17 protein-coding genes are annotated in these 17,791 nt (G+C 64.0%); 8 read left to right on the forward strand and 9 right to left on the reverse strand.

Translation table 11 applies throughout. The features are described from left to right. On the forward strand, positions 1-552 hold the full coding sequence (locus tag RX329_RS25450) for a dihydrofolate reductase (RefSeq protein WP_018456295.1): 552 nt from the start codon (positions 1-3) through the stop codon (positions 550-552). Positions 553-563: 11 nt separating this feature from the next. On the opposite strand, the gene RX329_RS25455 is transcribed toward RX329_RS25450, so the two are convergent. After that, positions 564-1,016: a DoxX family protein gene (locus tag RX329_RS25455; protein ID WP_018456294.1), complete on the reverse strand. Its 453-nt coding sequence runs from the start codon at positions 1,014-1,016 to the stop codon at positions 564-566. A 291-nt stretch (positions 1,017-1,307) separates the two neighbouring features. Then, a complete protein-coding gene (locus RX329_RS25460; protein ID WP_018456292.1) occupies positions 1,308-3,617 on the reverse strand; it encodes an NADP-dependent malic enzyme in 2,310 nt (769 codons plus the stop codon). Positions 3,618-3,862: 245 nt separating this feature from the next. Here RX329_RS25460 and RX329_RS25465 point away from each other — a divergent pair, with 245 nt between their 5' ends. The 3 genes from RX329_RS25465 (at position 3,863) to RX329_RS25475 (ending at position 5,825) form a co-directional block, all read left to right on the forward strand. Beyond that, the gene (locus RX329_RS25465; RefSeq protein WP_085364700.1) at positions 3,863-4,219 is read left to right on the forward strand and encodes a hypothetical protein; all 357 of its coding nucleotides are present in this window, start codon (positions 3,863-3,865) and stop codon (positions 4,217-4,219) included. A 29-nt stretch (positions 4,220-4,248) separates the two neighbouring features. Continuing rightward, on the forward strand, positions 4,249-5,340 hold the full coding sequence (locus RX329_RS25470; RefSeq protein WP_317244440.1) for a hypothetical protein: 1,092 nt from the start codon (positions 4,249-4,251) through the stop codon (positions 5,338-5,340). Positions 5,341-5,414: 74 nt separating this feature from the next. Then, complete coding sequence (locus RX329_RS25475) at positions 5,415-5,825, forward strand: hypothetical protein (protein ID WP_317244441.1); 411 nt, start codon at positions 5,415-5,417, stop codon at positions 5,823-5,825. A gap of 145 nt (positions 5,826-5,970) precedes the next feature. Here RX329_RS25475 and aspS read toward each other — a convergent pair whose 3' ends face one another. Then, a complete protein-coding gene (aspS, locus tag RX329_RS25480; protein WP_085352954.1) occupies positions 5,971-7,743 on the reverse strand; it encodes an aspartate--tRNA ligase in 1,773 nt (590 codons plus the stop codon). 194 nt (positions 7,744-7,937) lie between these two features. Between aspS and RX329_RS25485 the strand changes: the two genes are divergently transcribed. Then, positions 7,938-9,413, forward strand: coding sequence for a protein adenylyltransferase SelO (locus RX329_RS25485; protein ID WP_085384886.1), 1,476 nt, complete (start codon positions 7,938-7,940; stop codon positions 9,411-9,413). 86 nt (positions 9,414-9,499) lie between these two features. Here RX329_RS25485 and RX329_RS25490 read toward each other — a convergent pair whose 3' ends face one another. Beyond that, positions 9,500-10,489: a zinc-dependent alcohol dehydrogenase family protein gene (locus RX329_RS25490; protein ID WP_085353061.1), complete on the reverse strand. Its 990-nt coding sequence runs from the start codon at positions 10,487-10,489 to the stop codon at positions 9,500-9,502. A gap of 101 nt (positions 10,490-10,590) precedes the next feature. Here RX329_RS25490 and RX329_RS25495 point away from each other — a divergent pair, with 101 nt between their 5' ends. Both RX329_RS25495 and rnd read left to right on the forward strand, forming a co-directional pair. Then, the gene (locus RX329_RS25495; protein WP_085352952.1) at positions 10,591-11,490 is read left to right on the forward strand and encodes a LysR family transcriptional regulator; all 900 of its coding nucleotides are present in this window, start codon (positions 10,591-10,593) and stop codon (positions 11,488-11,490) included. Between the two features lie 374 nt (positions 11,491-11,864). Further along, complete coding sequence (gene rnd, locus RX329_RS25500) at positions 11,865-13,016, forward strand: ribonuclease D (RefSeq protein ID WP_018456286.1); 1,152 nt, start codon at positions 11,865-11,867, stop codon at positions 13,014-13,016. A 63-nt stretch (positions 13,017-13,079) separates the two neighbouring features. Here rnd and RX329_RS25505 read toward each other — a convergent pair whose 3' ends face one another. From RX329_RS25505 to RX329_RS25525, 5 genes are all read right to left on the reverse strand, one after another. Next, a complete protein-coding gene (locus tag RX329_RS25505) occupies positions 13,080-14,462 on the reverse strand; it encodes an aspartate aminotransferase family protein (protein ID WP_018456285.1) in 1,383 nt (460 codons plus the stop codon). Positions 14,463-14,620: 158 nt separating this feature from the next. Then, positions 14,621-14,791 (reverse strand): hypothetical protein, encoded by a 171-nt coding sequence (locus RX329_RS25510; RefSeq protein ID WP_007609402.1) that lies wholly within the window; start codon positions 14,789-14,791, stop codon positions 14,621-14,623. Positions 14,792-14,821: 30 nt separating this feature from the next. Further along, positions 14,822-15,385, reverse strand: a complete 564-nt coding sequence (locus RX329_RS25515) for an isochorismatase family protein (protein ID WP_085352950.1) — start codon at positions 15,383-15,385, stop codon at positions 14,822-14,824. 25 nt (positions 15,386-15,410) lie between these two features. Continuing rightward, a complete protein-coding gene (locus tag RX329_RS25520; RefSeq protein ID WP_018456283.1) occupies positions 15,411-16,031 on the reverse strand; it encodes a GNAT family N-acetyltransferase in 621 nt (206 codons plus the stop codon). Continuing rightward, positions 16,018-16,635, reverse strand: coding sequence for a hypothetical protein (locus RX329_RS25525; protein ID WP_026233132.1), 618 nt, complete (start codon positions 16,633-16,635; stop codon positions 16,018-16,020). Before RX329_RS25525 ends, RX329_RS25520 begins: the two co-directional genes overlap by 14 nt. Before the next feature lie 71 nt (positions 16,636-16,706). Between RX329_RS25525 and RX329_RS25530 the strand changes: the two genes are divergently transcribed. Continuing rightward, positions 16,707-17,747, forward strand: coding sequence for a LysR family transcriptional regulator (locus tag RX329_RS25530; RefSeq protein WP_018456281.1), 1,041 nt, complete (start codon positions 16,707-16,709; stop codon positions 17,745-17,747). The last annotated feature ends 44 nt before the right edge of the window (positions 17,748-17,791 follow it).

Genomic DNA, 17,791 nt, shown 5'->3' on the forward strand with positions numbered 1-17,791 from the left:
TTGTCCTTTCGGATCGAAGGCTACGTCATCGTCTCCGCGGACGGCATGCTCGCGGACGCCGACCATGTCATGCCCGACAGCCTGAAGTTCGAAGGCGACAAGCTGTTCTTCGAGCAGGCGCTCGATCGCGCCGCGCTGATCGTGCACGGCCGTCACTCGCATGAGCAGCAGCCGAATTCACCCAAGCGCAAGCGCCTGATCCTGACCCGCAAGATCCAGACTCTGACCGTCGATCCCGAGATGCCGAACGCGACCTTGTGGAATCCGGCTCACACCAGCTTTGAGGACGCCTGTGCGTTCGCCGATGTCGCTTCCGGCACCGTCGCAATCATCGGCGGCCCCGTCGTGTTCGACATGTTCATGGATCGCTACGATACGTTCTGGCTGTCGGAAGCCCCGCACCTTCGGCTGCCCCGCGGCGAGGGCTGTTTTGTCGAAGTACCGGGGCGCACGCCTCAGGAGGTGCTGGCCTCACACGGGATGAAGCCGGGCGCGCCGTATCTGCTCGACGCCGCGCATGACGTGACGGTGACGCCATGGCGCAGGACGTAGTGGCTTAACCTTTATACGTCCCCGTAGGCCGCTTCGGCCGGACGCGTGGCGCGCCCGTAGCCCATGATCATGAACAGGGCGCCGATGATCGACAGGTTCTTGAGCGCGTCGACCAGCATCTTGCCGTTGTCAGGCGGCACCTGGTTCCAGAAGTCGTAGAACAGGAAGGTCGCGACCGCGACATAGATAATCATCAGCATCGCGAAGAAGCGCGCGCCGAAATTCAGCGCGATCATCACGCCTGCGATGATCTCGAGCACGCCGACTGCGATCGCCAGCAGTTGCGGCGTGGTCATGGCCGTCGCCGTCTCGATCTGCTTGGCGTAAGGCGCGATCATGTCGGGCATCACGACCTTGGCGGCGATGAAATCAACGGTCGCCTGCATGGCAAACAGTCTTGCCGCACCCGTGTAGATGAACAGCACGGCGAACAGGATCCGCCCGAAAGTCACGAACGCTGGCATGATCGGCCTCTTTGCTCAGGCTTTTGAATTCTCGCGAAAGCACTTCGCGATTATGAAGATACATTCGCCGGTTTACAAACGGGGAAATGGCTAACTGCGAGCAATTCAAAGTTGGTGGCCCGGCACTGCACCTTCTTACCTTGTGGGAGAAGGTGCAGTGCCGGATGAGGGGTCTCGCTCTGCAAATTCAACCGTGAGAAATGTGCGCGCGGAAGCAACCCCTCACCCGTCTCGCCGCTCCGCGGCGAGCCACCCTCTCTCACAAGGGGAGAGGGGAAGGCCACGCACGGCCTACGTAAACAACGTCGGCTGCTGCCGCGACGCGCGCTCCTGCGCTTCCACCACAGCCACTGCGGTCATGTTGAGGATGCCGCGCGCCGTTACCGACGGGGTGAGGATGTGAGCCGGGCGCGCCGGGCCGATCAGGATCGGCCCGACGGGGAGCGCGTCCGCCAGCGACTTGATCATCTGATAGGCGACGTTGGCGGTGTCGAGGCTTGGCATGATCATGATGTTGGCTTCGCCCTCGAGCTTGGAGTGCGGCAGCACCATCTTGCGCGCGGCGGCCGAGAGCGCGGTGTCGCCTTGCATCTCGCCGTCGGCCTCGAGTTCCGGATGCTTCTCCTTCAGGAGCTGGGTTGCCCGGCGCATCTTGCGCGAGGATTCCGTGTCGTAGCTGCCGAAATCCGAATGCGAGACGAAGGCGATCTTCGGCTTGATGTTGAAGCGTTGGACGTGGACCGCCGCGAGCGAGGCGATCTCGGCGAGCTCTTCGGCGCTCGGATTGGGCCGCACCTGGGTGTCGGCGATGAAGAAGGCGCCCTTGCTCGTGATCAGCAGCGCCAGCGCCGCATAGTCGCTGATTCCCGGGGTGAACCCGACGATCTCGCGAACATGGCGCAGATGGCTCATGTAGCGGCCCTCGACGCCGCAGAGCATGGCGTCCGCCTCTCCGCGCACCACCGCGAGCGCCGCGATGACGGTGTTATTGGTGCGCACCACCGTGCGCGCCGCATCCGGCGTCACGCCGCGGCGGCCGGCGACCTCGCCATAGGACTGCACGTAGGAGCGGTAGCGCGGATCGTCCTCGGGATTGACCAGGTCGAAGTCCCTGCCGGCCTTGATAGACAGGCCGAAGCGCTCGATGCGGGCCTCGACCACCGACGGACGTCCGACCAGGATCGGCATCGCCAGCTTCTCTTCCAGCACCACCTGGGTGGCGCGCAGCACGCGCTCATCCTCGCCTTCGGCGTAGATCACGCGCACCGGTTGGGTCTTGGCCTTGGCGAACATCGGCTTCATGACGAGGCCGGAGCGGAAGGCGAAGCGCTCGAGCAACGCGGTGTACTCGTCGAAATTGGTGATGGGCCGGGTCGCAACGCCCGATTCCATCGCGGCCTTCGCCACCGCCGGCGCGATGCGCAGGATCAATCTCGGATCAAAGGGACTCGGGATCAGCGAGCCCGGGCCAAACCCTTGCGTCTCGCCGGTATCGAAGCCTTGCGCGACCGCATCGGACGGCGCCTCGCGCGCGAGCTGCGCGATGGCCTCGACGGCGGCGTGCTTCATCTCCTCGTTGATCGCGGTGGCGCCGACATCGAGCGCGCCACGGAAGATGAAGGGAAAGCACAGGACGTTGTTGACCTGGTTCGGATAGTCGGAGCGGCCAGTGCAGATCATGGCGTCGGGACGGGCTTTGCGCGCCTCCTCCGGCATGATCTCCGGCGTCGGATTCGCGAGCGCCATGATGAGCGGCTTGTCGCCCATCGCCTTGGCCATCTCGGGCTTGAGCACGCCCGGTGCGGAGAGACCGATAAAGATGTCGGCGCCGCCGATGACGTCGGCGAGCGTGCGCTTGTCGGTCTTCTGCGCATAGACCGCCTTCCAGCGGTCCATCGTGGTGTTGCGGCCTTCGTGAACAAGGCCGTCGATGTCGCAGACCCAGATGTTCTTGCGCTGCGCCCCCATCGACACCAGCAGGTTCAGTGTCGCAAGCGCTGCGGCCCCTGCCCCCGATGCGACGATCTTGACGTCCGACAGGTTCTTGCCGTTCAGGCGCAGACCGTTGGTGATCGCGGCGGCGACGATGATCGCGGTGCCGTGCTGGTCGTCGTGAAAGACCGGGATCTTCATGCGCTCCTTGAGCTGCGCCTCGATCTCGAAGCATTCCGGTCCGCGGATGTCCTCGAGATTGATGCCGCCGAAGGTCGGCTCGAGCGCGGCCACGGTCTCGACCACGCGTTCGATGGTGTCGGCCGCGATCTCGATGTCGAACACGTCAATGCCGGCGAATTTCTTGAACAGGACCGCCTTGCCCTCCATCACCGGCTTCGAGGCCAGCGGGCCGATATTGCCGAGGCCGAGCACGGCGGTGCCGTTCGAAACCACGGCAACCAGATTGGAGCGTATCGTCAGCGTCGCCGCTTCCGCGGGGTTCTTGGCGATCTCCATGCAGGCGGCGGCGACGCCGGGGGAATAGGCCAGCGCGAGGTCGCGCTGGTTGGCGAGCGGCTTGCTCGCCTGGATCTCGAGCTTTCCGGGGCGCGGCAGCCGATGATAGGCCAGCGCCGCCTGGTGGAGATCATCAGAATAGGACGACATGCGGTGTCTTGCCTCGCGTTACCGGCCTCAAACTACGTTGTCCTGACCGGCCCGCCTTCGGGTGGTATTTCCGGGTCATGGAGACGGGATGAAGCACGTCGGGCGGCCCGGTGGCAACATCCGATTGCTGCCCCATCAACAGGGCGCGCGGTCAAATATCTGATAGCGCTCGCTTTCCCTGGACCGCGCGTTGCTTTGCGAATATGGCAGGTTGCGTGCTGCAACGCGAGCAACTGGAGCTGGGAATGAAGCGAATCCTGATCGGCTTCATCGTCGTGGCCGTGGTGGCCGCGGGCGGATGGTTGGGCTTCAGCTTCTACGCAAAACATCGCGTCACCGCCGAGGTGGAGACCGCGTTCGAGCAAATCCGCAAGCAAGGCGGCAAGGCTAGCTACGGCAAGATCGCCTTCGATCTGCCCACGCGCACCATCACGATCGAGGACATCGCGGTTACGCCGGGCAAGGCACGCAGGCGCAGATCAGGATCGCCGCCATCAAGGGCACGGGCGTTCGCCAGATCGACGAAACAAGGATCTCGGCCGACCCCGTCGACATCACCGGGCTCGAGGTTACGCTGGACCAGATCGGCGCTGCCAAGCTGAAGGTCGCGTACAAGATCCCGCACCTGGTCATGCGCGACTATGCCGGTCCAGTTCAGGCCGGTCAGGTGCCGGCGGACAGCTCGCTGGTCGATATGTACCGCTACGTGCTCGGCCAATATGCGAGTGTCGCTGCATCGTCGCTCACGGCTCCGACCCTCACGATCAGCTTCGATTCCCGCGCCGCCGGCAGCGGCGAGGTCACCTATTCCGGACTGGCGATCCAGAACCTAAAGCACGGCAAGATCGACGGGATGAAGTCGGACCGCGCCGTGATCTCGGTCGACGTGAAGCAACCCGGCAAGACGGACAAGCTGACGGGTGAATCGTCGAACATCATCGTCAACGATTTCGACGCGACCGCGATCATCGCCGCGCTCGATCCGCAGACGGCCAGCGACGACAGCTATCGCCGGGTCTATCGGCAGGTCTCGACGGGCCCCTATGCGCTCAAATCGGCACAGGGGATGCGAGTGGATGTCGACGGGTTCACCATGGAAGACATCGCCGTCCAGCCGTCGAAATTCCGGCTGGCTGAGATATTTGCCGCGCTGCCACGGGATCAATCGGCCCCGCCGACTCCGGCGCAGGCACGCGAGCTGCTGGAGAAGCTCGCCGGAGTTTATGAGGGTCTTCGCATCGGTAAGGCCGAAATCGGCAAGATGTCGGTCGGCACGCCGCAAGGAACGGCCACGGTTGGTGCCATCCGATTTCGCGACGGCGAGTTCGCGGTCGAAGGCGTCGACGCGCCGTCTCCGCAGGGACAGTTCAAGATGGAGCGCTTTGCGCTGAAGTCCTTCAGCACGGCGAGTTTGATGCGCTGGGCAGCAAGCCTCACCACTGCCGGGCGGGCGCCCTCGCCGGATCAGATGCTCGGGCTGTTCGGCGTGCTCGCAGGCGCGGAGATCAAGGGCGTGACGGCGCCGTTCAAGACCACCAATAAGCTGGTCATGATCGACACACTGAGCCTGGACTGGGGGCAGCTGGTCGGCTCGATCCCGAGCAAGGCGCATGTGGTTGCCAAATTTGTCACGCCAGCCGATCCATCCGGTCCAAAACAGCTTCCATTGATTGCCAGCGGGATCGACAAGCTCGCTATCGACCTCGATCTCGGCGCTGCCTGACCGAACAGTCCAACAGCTTCGCTCTGACGCCCGCGACCCTCGACATCGGAGGCAACGCAAGAGCGCAACTGCGTATGGCGCTCGGCAACGTACCACGCGAGGTGTTTTCGGCCGATCCGGCCCAGCTCATGGGCCAGGCGGCCCGGATCGAGGCGGGCACGCTCGAATTCTCATTGCGCGACAGCGGCGTCATCGATCTCGTCGCGGCGCAGTTCGCGCGCATGCAGAATGTCAGCCGCGATACCGCACGCCAGGCGCTCGTCGAGAGCATCAAGGCTAAACGCGAGCAAGTTGCTTCCGCCAATCCGGATGCGAACGCGGCCGTGGACGCGATCGCCCGCTTCGTCGAGACGCCGGGCCAGACGCTTTCCATCATGCTGTCCCCGCGCGCCAAGGCACCGCTGATGCAATTGATGCAGCTCTTGCAAACCGACCCACAGAGCGCGCTTGCGCAGTTCAGGATCGAGGCGTCGACGGGGCTGTAGGGAACGACGCTGCGCGCGGGGATGGCAGTTGGACCGGCGAAAATCCCTCCCCGTCATTGCGAGCGAAGCGAAGCAATCCAGAGTCACTCCGCGGAAAGATTCTGGATTGCTTCGCTTCGCTCGCAATGACGCTGTGGAGACAGCCTCACTTCTGCGGCAGGCTCACCTTCACGTGCAGCTCGCGGAGCTGCTTGGGGCTGGGCTCCGACGGTGCGCCCATCAGGAGGTCCATGGCCTGCTGGTTCATCGGGAACAGCGAGACCTCGCGCAGATTGTTGGTGCCGCACAAGAGCATGACGATGCGGTCGACACCGGCGGCCATGCCGCCATGCGGCGGGGCGCCGTACTGGAAGGCGCGGTACATGCCGCCGAAGCGATCGACGACTTCCTGCTCGCCATAGCCGGCGATCTCGAACGCCTTCACCATCGCTTCCGGCACGTGGTTGCGGATGCCACCCGAGGCGATCTCGTAGCCGTTGCAGGTGATGTCGTACTGGAACGCCTTGATGGTCAGCGGGTCCTGGCCCTTCAAGGCATCGAGACCGCCCTGCGGCATCGAGAACGGGTTGTGCGAGAAGTCGACCTTCTTGTCCTCGTCGTTGTACTCGTACATCGGGAAGTCGACGATCCAGGCCAGCTCGAACCGCTCCTTGTCGGTGAGGTTCAACTCCTCGCCGACCTTGTTGCGGGCCAACCCAGAAAATTTCCAGAACTTGTCGGGATCGCCGGCGACGAAGAAGGCGGCGTCGCCTTCCTTCACGCCGATCTGCGCGCGGATCGCGGCGGTGCGCTCAGCACCGATGTTGTTGGCAAGCGGACCGGCACCTTCGCCGCCCTCGCGCCACATGATGTAGCCGAGGCCGGGCTGACCTTCGCCCTGCGCCCAGGAGTTCATGCGGTCGCAGAAGGCGCGCGAGCCGCCACCCGGCGCCGGGATCGCCCAGACCTGGTTCTTGGGGTCCTCCAACATGCGCGCGAACACCTTGAAGCCGGAGCCGCGGAAGTGTTCGGAGACGTCCTGCATCTCGATCGGGTTGCGCAGGTCCGGCTTGTCGCTGCCATATTTGCGCAAGGCTTCCGCGAACGGAATCCGGCGCCAGCCCTTGGTCACCGGCTTGCCCTTGGCAAACTCCTCGAACACACCCGTGATGACAGGCTCCATCGCGGCGAAGACATCGTCCTGCGTGACAAAGCTCATCTCGACGTCGAGCTGGTAGAACTCGCCCGGCAGACGATCCGCGCGTGGATCCTCGTCGCGGAAGCAGGGCGCGATCTGGAAGTAGCGATCGAAGCCCGACATCATCAAGAGCTGCTTGTACTGCTGCGGCGCCTGCGGCAGGGCATAGAACTTGCCGGGATGAATGCGCGACGGCACCAGGAAGTCGCGCGCGCCCTCCGGCGAGGACGCGGTCAGGATCGGCGTGTTGAACTCGAAGAAGCCCTGCCCCTCCATGCGCCTGCGCATCGACTTGATGATTTCGACGCGCGTCATGATGTTCTGGTGCAGCTTCTCGCGACGCAGATCGAGGAAGCGGTACTTCAGGCGGATGTCTTCAGGATATTCCTGGTCGCCGAACACCGGCAGCGGCAGGTCGCCGGCCGGGCCCAGCACCTCGATCTCGCTGACATAGATCTCGATCTTGCCAGTCGGCAGATCGTCATTGTCGGTGCCTTCGGGGCGGCGACGGGCCTTACCGTCCATCCGCACCACGAATTCCGAACGCAGCTTTTCGGCCTGCGAGAACGCCGGCGAGTCCGGATCGACCACGCACTGGGTCAGGCCGTAATGGTCGCGCAGGTCGATGAACAGCACGCCGCCATGGTCGCGAACGCGATGGACCCAGCCTGAAAGGCGGACCGTCTCGCCGATGTTGCTCTCGCGGAGCGCGCCGCATGTATGTGACCGGTAGCGATGCATGGTCGTCCCAAATTCAATGTCGGAGGATCGAATCGAACCGCCGAAACGGCAGGTTCAAAGTTGCGGCAGGGTTTACCTCGGCAGGACGGGGGCGGCAACCAAGGGAACGGCCCGTTTTCGGCTGGAAGTGGCCATTTTTGCCCAATCTCGGCTCAAGCCTTTGCCATCAGGCGTTCCACGCCTATCTTGAGGCCATGACAGTCCATTTCCCGTTCCAGAACTCCTATTCGGCGCTGCCGGACAGCTTTTTCGCCCGGGTCGCACCGACGCCGGTGGCAGCGCCCCGGCTGATCAAGCTGAACCGGCCGCTGGCGGTCCAGCTCGGGCTGGATCCTGATGTGCTGGAAACCCCTGAGGGCGCCGAGATCCTGGCCGGCAAGACGGTTCCCGCCGGCGCCGATCCGATCGCCATGGCCTATGCCGGCCACCAGTTCGGGCAATTCGTTCCGCAGCTGGGCGACGGACGGGCGGTCCTGCTCGGCGAGGTCATCGACAAGGACGGCATCCGCCGCGACATCCAGCTCAAGGGCTCCGGTCCCACCCCATTCTCCCGCCGCGGCGACGGCCGTGCCGCGCTCGGGCCGGTGCTGCGCGAATACATCGTCAGCGAGGCGATGTTCGCATTGGGCATCCCCACCACGCGCTCACTCGCTGCCGTCGTCACCGGCGAGCACGTCATCCGCGAGACCGCGCTGCCCGGCGCGGTGCTGACCCGCGTCGCCTCGAGCCATATCCGCGTCGGCACCTTCCAGTTCTTCGCCGTCCGCCGCGACACCGATGCCATTCGCCGGCTCGCCGACCACGTCATCGCCAGGCACTATCCGGAGCTGCTCGGCGCCGAGCGGCCCTATCACGCGCTGCTCGGTGGCGTCGTCGCACGCCAGGCCGATCTGGTCGCACGCTGGCTGCTGGTCGGCTTCATCCACGGCGTGATGAACACCGACAACTCATCGATATCAGGCGAGACCATCGATTACGGTCCGTGCGCCTTCATGGACGCCTACAATCCGTCGCAAGTGTTTTCCTCGATCGACGAGATGGGCCGTTACGCCTATGCCAACCAGCCGCGCATCGCGCTGTGGAATCTGACCCGGCTTGCCGAATGCCTGCTGCCGCTGTTTTCCGAGGATCAGGAAAAGGCGGTCGCCAAGGCCCAGGACATTCTTGGCGCCTTCTCCGACACGTTCAGCGACGGCTATCAGGCGGGCCTGCGCAAGAAAATCGGCCTGTTCACGGAGCGCGACGGCGACGACGCGCTGATCCAGGACCTGCTGGACGCCATGGCCAAGAACCAGGCCGACTTCACCCTCACCTTCCGCAAACTCGGCGACGCCGCTGGCGATCCGGCTGCTGACGATGCACGCGCGCAATTCATGGACCCCGCGGCGTTCGACGAGTGGGCCAGGCGCTGGCACGAGCGCACGGCGCTGGAGCCGCAAACCGCAGCCGAACGGCAAGCCGCCATGCACGCCGTCAACCCGATGTTCATCCCGCGCAACCACCGCGTCGAGGCCGTGATCCAGGCCGCGGTCAACGATGACGACTACACGCCGTTTGAGGAATTCGTGAAGGTGCTGGCTAAACCGTTCGAGGGCCAGCCGGACTATGCAGCCTACGCCGATCCGCCGCTGCCGGAGCAGCGGGTGCTGCAGACGTTCTGCGGGACGTGAGGCAAGCTCGGTGCGCACGTGGACGAGCCGAAGGCATAATCCAGATGCGGGGGTGCCGAAATCGTTTGTTCAAGACGATCATTCGCTCAGATCGTTACCACGATCTTGCCGAACTGCTCGTTTGACTCCAGAAAGCGATGCGCTTCGCCGATCTCCTCAAACTGAAACGTTTTGGCGATGATCGGTTGCAATGCGCCGTCCCGCAGCCCGTCGAGGATGAAGGTCTTCGCCTTAGCAAGCCGCGCGGGGTCGCGGATGATCTCGTGCACGAGATAGCCGCGCAGCGTCAGGCTCTTGGTCAGTACGTTGACCAGCGGAAACGGCGTCGGCTCTGGGCTCAGGCGGCCATATTCGATGAGAACGCCACCCGGCGACATCGCGGCGGTGAGCGGCTCAAATATGGGACCGCCGACCGCGTCGAACACCACGCGAACGCCGTTTGAGCCGACAATGTCCTGCAGCCGTGACCGGATGTCCTCTTCCACCGAGGCGATGACGTCGGCGGCGCCAGCATCGCGCAGGGCCTGCCGTTTGATCGAGGTTCGCGTCACTGCAATCGGGATCGCACCGATCCGGTTCGCGATCTGAATCGCTGCAAGCCCGACGCTACTCGACGCCGCGGTGATGACTACGGACTCCCCTCGCTCCAGCCCAGCAATATCGACCAGAGCGCCGAACGCCGTCAGATATTGCATCCATACCGCGGCCGCGGCGTCGAAGCCGAGCTCGGGCGGGTGCTTCACGACGAACTCCGCCGGAAACGTGACGAGCTCGCCATAAGCCGGCCATCGCACCATCGACACGGGCGGCACGATGCTGACGACCTCGCCCGGCGAGAAGCCGCTCACGCCTTCGCCGATCGCCTCGACGATGCCGGCGGCCTCGAGACCGAGGCCGGACGGAAAGGTCGCGGTCTCGATATAGGTCCCCTTCCGCAAGAGCGCTTCCGCGCGATTGAGCCCGAGCGCCTTGACCCTGATCTGCACCTCGCGCCTCCCTGGCGGCGCGACGTCGACGGTCTCGATGCGCAGCACCTCGGGGCCACCATGTCTGTGGAAGCGAACGACGCGCGCCATGAACACATCCAAAACAATTGAATTCAATGGAGCTATGCCAACCGGGCGGCGCCGGATAAGCGTGCAGAGGGGTGAACAGTCGAAACCAGGAGTTTGCAATCATGGACCGCCTGACCAGCATGGCCGTCTTCGTCAAGGCGGTTGATGTAGGCTCGTTCGCCGCTGCCGCCGATGCGCTCGAAATGTCGGCGCCAATGGTCGGCAAGCACGTTCGTTTCCTCGAGGAGCGCCTCGGCGTCCGCCTCCTCAACCGCACCACACGGCGCCAGAGCCTGACCGAGACAGGCCAAGCCTACTACGAGCGCTGCCGCACTGTGCTCGCTGAAGCCGTGGCCGCCGACGCCGTCGCTTCCGACGAATTGTCCGAGCCGCGTGGCCGGCTCCGCGTGACCATGCCTGCCCTGCTGGGCCGGCACTGCATCGCCCCCTTGCTGATGAAGCTCGCGCGACGATATCCCCATCTGGAGCTCGATCTCTCGTTCGGCGACCCGATCGCTGACATCATCGAGGGCCGCTACGATCTTGCGATCCGGACCGGCGATCTACACGATCAATCCGGCCTGATGACGCGGCGCATCGCAAGCCAGCGCATGGTGGTGTGCGGCACGCGCTCGTACTTGCGCGCCAACGGCAAGCCGAAATCGCTCGACGATCTTGCCCAGCATCAGGCGATCATCTATCGCCGCTCCGGACGCGTCCGGCCGTGGCTGTTTCCCCGCGAGGGCCAGCCTCCGAGCGAAATCGTGCCGGCGGGAAGGCTCAGGCTCGACGATCTCGACGCGATCGCGGACGCCGCGTCACAGGGGATGGGACTGGCCTGGCTGCCATACTGGCTAGTCCGCGAACGCCTACGCGCCGGTACACTCGTCACTCTGTTGAGCGGTCAGCCGGGATTTCTCTACGACTGCCACGCGCTCTGGCCACGCTCGCCCCGGATGCCGCCGAAAGTTCGCGCCGCCGTGGACGCCTTGGCGGCCGCCCTGCCGAAGCTCATGACCTGACGCCTGATGCCGTGACGCCTGCATAGCATGCCGCGGCCGTTAACCCCCCGTCCACCATCCGGCCCGACCCGCCGCCGGTAACCACGAGAATTAACAGACCCTCAATTCGCCCCCGACAAGTTTAGCAATGTTGCTGGGGGATTTTGCCGTGGATCTGTTGGTTTTCGAGTTCCTGGGGCTGGCGCTGGTCGCCATGTGCGTGGTCGTGGTGGCACTGCCCTGCGCGCGCAAACCCTCCCGGCGGGTCCGCTACGAATAGGATTTTCGTCGGAAAATGCGATTCCGGTCCAAATGCAAGGCTCGAATTCGCTTCGAGCCCCTTGACATCACAGCGCTTTCGGCAGAACGGCTGATGGACTTGTCATGGGCCGTTCATGGATTTGATTACCACCACCGCTGACCTTGCGGCTGCCTGCAGCCGGCTGGCCAAGCACCCCGTCATTACCGTCGATACCGAGTTCCTGCGCGAGACCACCTATTACCCGCTGCTGTGCGTGGTGCAGATGGCCAGCGCCGAGGAAGCAATCGTCATCGACACCCTGGCCGAGGGCATCGACCTCAAGCCGTTCTTCGAGCTGATGGGCAACGAGGGCGTGTTGAAGGTGTTCCACGCCGCCCGCCAGGACATCGAGATCATCTGGCACCAGGCGGGTATCATCCCGCACCCGGTGTTCGATACCCAGGTCGCGGCCATGGTGCTCGGCTACGGCGACAGCATCGCCTACGACGCCCTGGTCGAGAAGGTCACCGGACACCGCCCGGACAAGACCCACCGCTTCACCGACTGGTCGCGCCGGCCGCTGACCAAGGAGCAGATGCACTACGCCGTGTCCGACGTCACGCATCTGCGCGACGTGTTCGCAGCGCTCGATGCCGACCTTAAAAAGCGCCGGCGCAGCGAATGGGTCTCGATCGAGATGGAAGTCCTGACCTCGCCCAAGACCTACGACTTCCATCCCGAGCGCGCCTGGGAACGGCTCAAGACGCGGGTGCGCAAGCCCAAGGACCTTGCGGTCCTAATGGAGGTCGCCGCCTGGCGCGAGCAGGAGGCGCAGAGCCGCGACGTGCCGCGAGGCCGCGTGCTGCGCGACGAGGCCGTCAGCGACATCGCGACCCATGCGCCGAACACGATCGAGAAGCTCGCAAACCTGCGCTCCGTGCCGAAGGGTTTTGAGAAATCCAAATGGGGCGCCGACATCGTCGCCGCTGTCGAGCGCGGGCTGGCGCGCGATCACGCCACGCTGCCGAAGCTGGAAAAGCCGCGCAACAATAACAATGGCGCCGCGATCGTCGAACTGTTGAAGGTGTTGCTGCGCATGACCGCGGAGCGCCATGCGGTCGCCAGCAAGGTGATTGCGACCGTCGACGATCTCGAGGAGATTGCGGCCGACGACGAGGCCGACGTGCCGGCGCTACGCGGCTGGCGCCGCGAGCTGTTCGGCGAGGCCGCCCTGAAACTGAAGCGCGGCGAGCTGGCGCTGGCGGTCGAGAAAGGCCGCGTGATCGGGGTTCAGCGAGCGGAATAGCCCCGATGCCTCCCGATGTCGGGGGTGTGATAGAGCGCTACGCTCACGCGTGAAGCGCCGTCCCTACGCCGGCGTCAGCTTCGCCACTTCCGGCTTCATGTCGTCCAGCACACCTGAAATCGCCGCGACCAGCTCGTCGATCTGAGTCTTGGTGACGATCAGCGGCGGGCAGATGGCAATGGCATCGAGCATGTTGCGCGAGATAACGCCGCGCTCCTGCAGCATGCGGCTGGCCATGCCGCCGACGGCGCCCGGCGTTGCCGCTGCGGTCTTGCGCGCCTTGTCCAGCACCAGTTCGATCGCAGCGATCATGCCGACACCGCGGACCTCGCCCACCAGTGGATGGCTGGTGAGTTCACGCAGCTTGCCTTGCATGTAGCCACCGAGCTCGGCGGCGTGCGCAACCAGCCCCCGCTCCTCGATGATCTTCAAATTCTCGAGCGCAATCGCCGAGCCGACCGGATGGCCGCCCGCGGTGAAGCCGTGGCCGAGCACGCCGATCTTGTTGCTCTCGTCGGCGATCGGTTCGAACATGCGATCGTTCATCATGATGGCCGACAGCGGGAAATAGCTCGAGGTGATCTGCTTGGAGACCACGATGGCGTCGGGCTTGATGCCGTAGGTTTCGCAGCCGAACATCTTGCCGGTGCGGCCGAAGCCGCAGATGACCTCGTCGGCGACCAACAGGATGTCGTACTTGTTCAGCACCTTCTGGATCTTGTCCCAATAGGTCGCCGGCGGCACGATGACGCCGCCCGCGCCCATCACCGGCTCGCCGAAGAACGCAGCGATCGTGTCCGGGCCTTCCTTCTGGATCAGCGCATCGAGTTCCTCGGCCCGCCGCGTCGCGAACGCTTCCTCGCTCTCCCCGGGCGCGCCATCCTTGTAGAAATGCGGCGAGCCCGTGTGCAGGATGTTCGGGAGCGGCAAGTCGAAAGAGCGGTGGTTGTTCGGCAGCCCGGTGAGGCTGGCGGACGCGATGGTGACGCCGTGATAGGCGCGCATCCGGCTGATCACCTTCTTGCGCTGTGGCTGGCCGAGCGCATTGGAACGATAGGCAATCAACTTCAGAACAGTGTCGTTGGCCTCCGAGCCGGAATTGGTGAAGAACACCTTGCTCATCGTAACAGGCGCGAGCGCGACCAGCTTCTCGGCGAGATCGATCGAGGGCCCGTGCGATTTGGCGGAGAACGTGTGATAGAACGGCAGCGCCAGCATCTGCTTGTGCGCGGCGTCGACCAGCCGCTTCTCGTTGAAGCCGAGTCCGACGCTCCACAGGCCTGCCATCGCCTCGAAATAGCGCTTGCCTGACGCATCGAACACGTAAGGCCCCTCGCCGCGTTCGATCACCAGGGGACCGGCCTGCTGATGGGCGCGCGCGTTGGTGTAGGGATGGAGCTGGTAGGCCACATCCCGGGCCTCTTGCGAATTGGGCAGCATGGACATTTGCAGGAATCCTTGAAAGCGTCACGTCGCCGGCGCGGCCAGCGTCATCACTCGATGATCCAGCTCCTTGGCTATTGCCACCGCGCAAAACTTGCAACGTCAATTCGTCGGCAGGAAGCGCTCAGCTGCGTTGCACAAAGCCGCACATCGGGCAGCTGTCACGCCGCACCGTCGTCATTCCCATCGCTATCGGCGGCAGCGGCCTCCCGCACCTCCACCAGCGCCATCGAGAGCAGATACACCGTCGTTGGCAGACCAAGACGGCGTGCCGCCTCGGCGGCACGCGACAGGTCGCTTGCCAGCTCCTCGAGCTGATCTCCCCGTGACAATGTCCCACTCCATCCGTCGATCGCGGCCGCCTACACCGCAACGGCGCCGCTGGTTCTGATCAGTTCGGCGCTGGACTGGATTGTAGCAAAATTCCCGATCACATTCACTACCGCATGCTTGTAGGCGGCAGCATCGCCAGTCCCCGGCTGCCGGCAGGCCACCGCGTCGGCCACCACCTGGAAGCGATGACTGCGGTGAAACCCGTCAATAGCGGTGGCCAGGACGGTTTCGTCCAGGGAAAAGCCCGCGAGCACGCAACGGACATTGCGGATATTGGACATGTAGTCCACAAACCGCGCCGAACTGTAGGCCGACGGCAGCGGGTGCTCGAAGGTCATTTCTCCCGGCCGCGGCTTCGCCTCCGCGATCCAATCGGTCAGCTTGGATGCCGGATTGAACCAGGCCGCCTGCGCGATGCGCTTCAGATGCATCACCGGCCAGAGATTGTCGCGCCAGAACGTCAGCAGTTCCACGCAGCGCGCCGTTGCGGCATCGCCGTCGAGGATGACGTGGCGACGTCCGGGGGTCAGATATTCGACCTGGAGATCCGTGCAGACCAGGATCGGCGGATCGTCTGTGATGGAAACCAGCATGGTTTTGCGCGCAGCTGCACCAGTTTCAACGACCAGCGAGCGCGACGTCCCGCAGCGGCGACGTCACAGCCCGTCCTGCCGAGGCGTCGAGCACGCCCGGCCGGTCCCAATCGCCCTCGGGGCGGATGATCACGTAAGGATCGCTGTCCAGCGTAATGGCATCCGGACCCGGTTCGATCTCCAGCAGCATTTCTGTGTAGGAGAAGTCGGAAAATGTGATCTTGCGATTGTGACCAAGCGGCTTGGCGCCGAAATGGGCCCAGAAATCGACCAGCCGGTCCTGCGCCTGGCCGTAGATCTTGCGAAAGCCCTTGCGCTTCACATAGTCGACGCTCGCTTGTACCAGCTTGAACGAGACGCGCGACCGCCGGTATTGGTGCCGCACCGCAAGCCGTTCCACCTTGGCGAAATCGCCGAAGAACCGCACCCGCAGACAGCCCGCAGGCTCGTTGCCGACATAGCCGATGAAATGCGCGGCAACCATGTCGTTGCCGTCGAACTCTTCATCGAACGGGCAATCCTGCTCGGCGAGATAGACGGCTGAGCGGATCGAGGTGACCAGCATGAGATCGGTGAGATCGCGCGCGAGGCGAATGGTGATGGCGCGGGAATCGGGCTTGGCGAGAGGAATCCTAGTACCGTGCATCTGCAAAACTCCTTGCTTGGATGATCGCGCTCGGCATGCGCATCGGCTGCCGATGCCAGGGCCGCTCGTAGCACCAGAGGTCGGGTTGGAAGCTTGGAACAGGCTCGAAGCCTGTCGCTTTCATGATGTCGCGGCCGGCCACGGTTGACGGCTGCGCATAGCAATCCGCGTTGCGAAACCTTAGCTGTCTAAGATGAGCCGCGGCCTTGCCGAGACCGGCGACGCCGCGCCCCGTCGCCGCGATCGCCCAGATGTAGATAGCGGAAACGTCTTCCTTCGCGGACGCGAGATAGCGCGTCTCCGGCGCGGTGAGGCAGATCTCGTCGAGCAGCAACGCATCATGCCCGCGATCGTTGAGAAACAGGAAGGCCATGCCGCCGACAAGGTTGCCCTTCCGGCTGAAAGTCAGGATGCTCTCGGGATCGAAGGCGAAATATTTTGCAAGCTCAGTCGCCCCGATCCGAACGCCCGGCACCAGCCGGTGCGCCAACTGCGAAAGCGCGGCGATTTCGGAAAATTTGGCGCGACGGACGTCGACATCCGGACTGAGCGGCAGCGCGTCGAAATCATGCCTTGCGGCAAACGAGCCCCTTTCCATACTCATGTCGCCCCTCTATCGTTCGCGGCTTTCGTGCCCCGCTATGGCGATGAGCTTAGCGGCTGGGGATCAGGCGTATGCAGCAGTTATTGCACCGGGGTGCTGCGGTGATGCAGCACCGTGAAGAAACCCTGGACATGTCCTGGGACGATTTGAAACTGTTTTTAGCTTGCGCAAAATATAAAAGCTTCCGCAACGCCGCCGAGGAGCTCGGGCTCACCTCCACCACCCTGATGCGCAGGATCGACCGGCTCGAAGAGAGCATCGACTGCAAGCTGTTCCTGCGCGACCAGAGCGGGCTCACGCTCAGCGACGAAGGCAGCGCGATGATCGCCGACGTCGCGCACATGGAGCGTCATGCCTTCAATGTGTTCCGGCGTGCTTCGCGATCGTCGAACGATATGTCAGGCACCGTGCGCGTCGCGGTGACGGAAGGCCCCGGCAATTTCTGGATTCTGCCGCGACTGATCGATTTCCAGAAAACCTATCGCAAGATCACCGTCGACCTGCGCTGCGCGATGGAACAGGCCGACGTCGCGCGGCTCGAATCCGATATCGCGATCCAGCTCGAGCCGCCGACCAATCCCGATCTGATCGTCGCCAAGCTCGGCCGCCTGCACATCTATCCCTTCGTCTCCAAGGAGTACGAAAACCTCTACGGCGTGCCCGCGACCCTGGCCGAGCTGAAGAACCACCGCATCATCAAGCAGAGCGCCCCGCAGGTCGACGACGGCGCCTACGCCCGCGTGCTCGGACTGAAGTCGCTCGAGGGCATCGTCGGGATCAAGACCAACTCCTCGGTCGGCGTGCTCTATGCGGTGGAGCGCGGCGCCGGCATCGGATTCCTGCCGACGGTTTCGATCGCGCTCGGCGCCCCGCTGGTTGCCGTCGATCTCGGCGTCAGCCACCACGCCGATCTCTGGCTCACCTATCATAAGGAGTTCCGCGCCTCCGAGCGCCACAAGATCGTGGTCGATTGGCTGAAGAAAATCTTCGATCCCAAGATCCATCCCTGTTTCCGCGACGAGTTCATCCACCCGAACGCGCTGGCGCCGATGATGACGGCCGCGCGCGCGGCCTTTGGATTGACGGGTTATGTCGCGGCAATGCCGACTTAAAGCTCGAGCATGATGCTTTCGTAAAACCGCTTCGCAGTTTTCCG

It is taken from the genome of Bradyrhizobium sp. BWC-3-1 (assembly GCF_032917965.1).
Classification (GTDB): domain Bacteria; phylum Pseudomonadota; class Alphaproteobacteria; order Rhizobiales; family Xanthobacteraceae; genus Bradyrhizobium; species Bradyrhizobium canariense_D.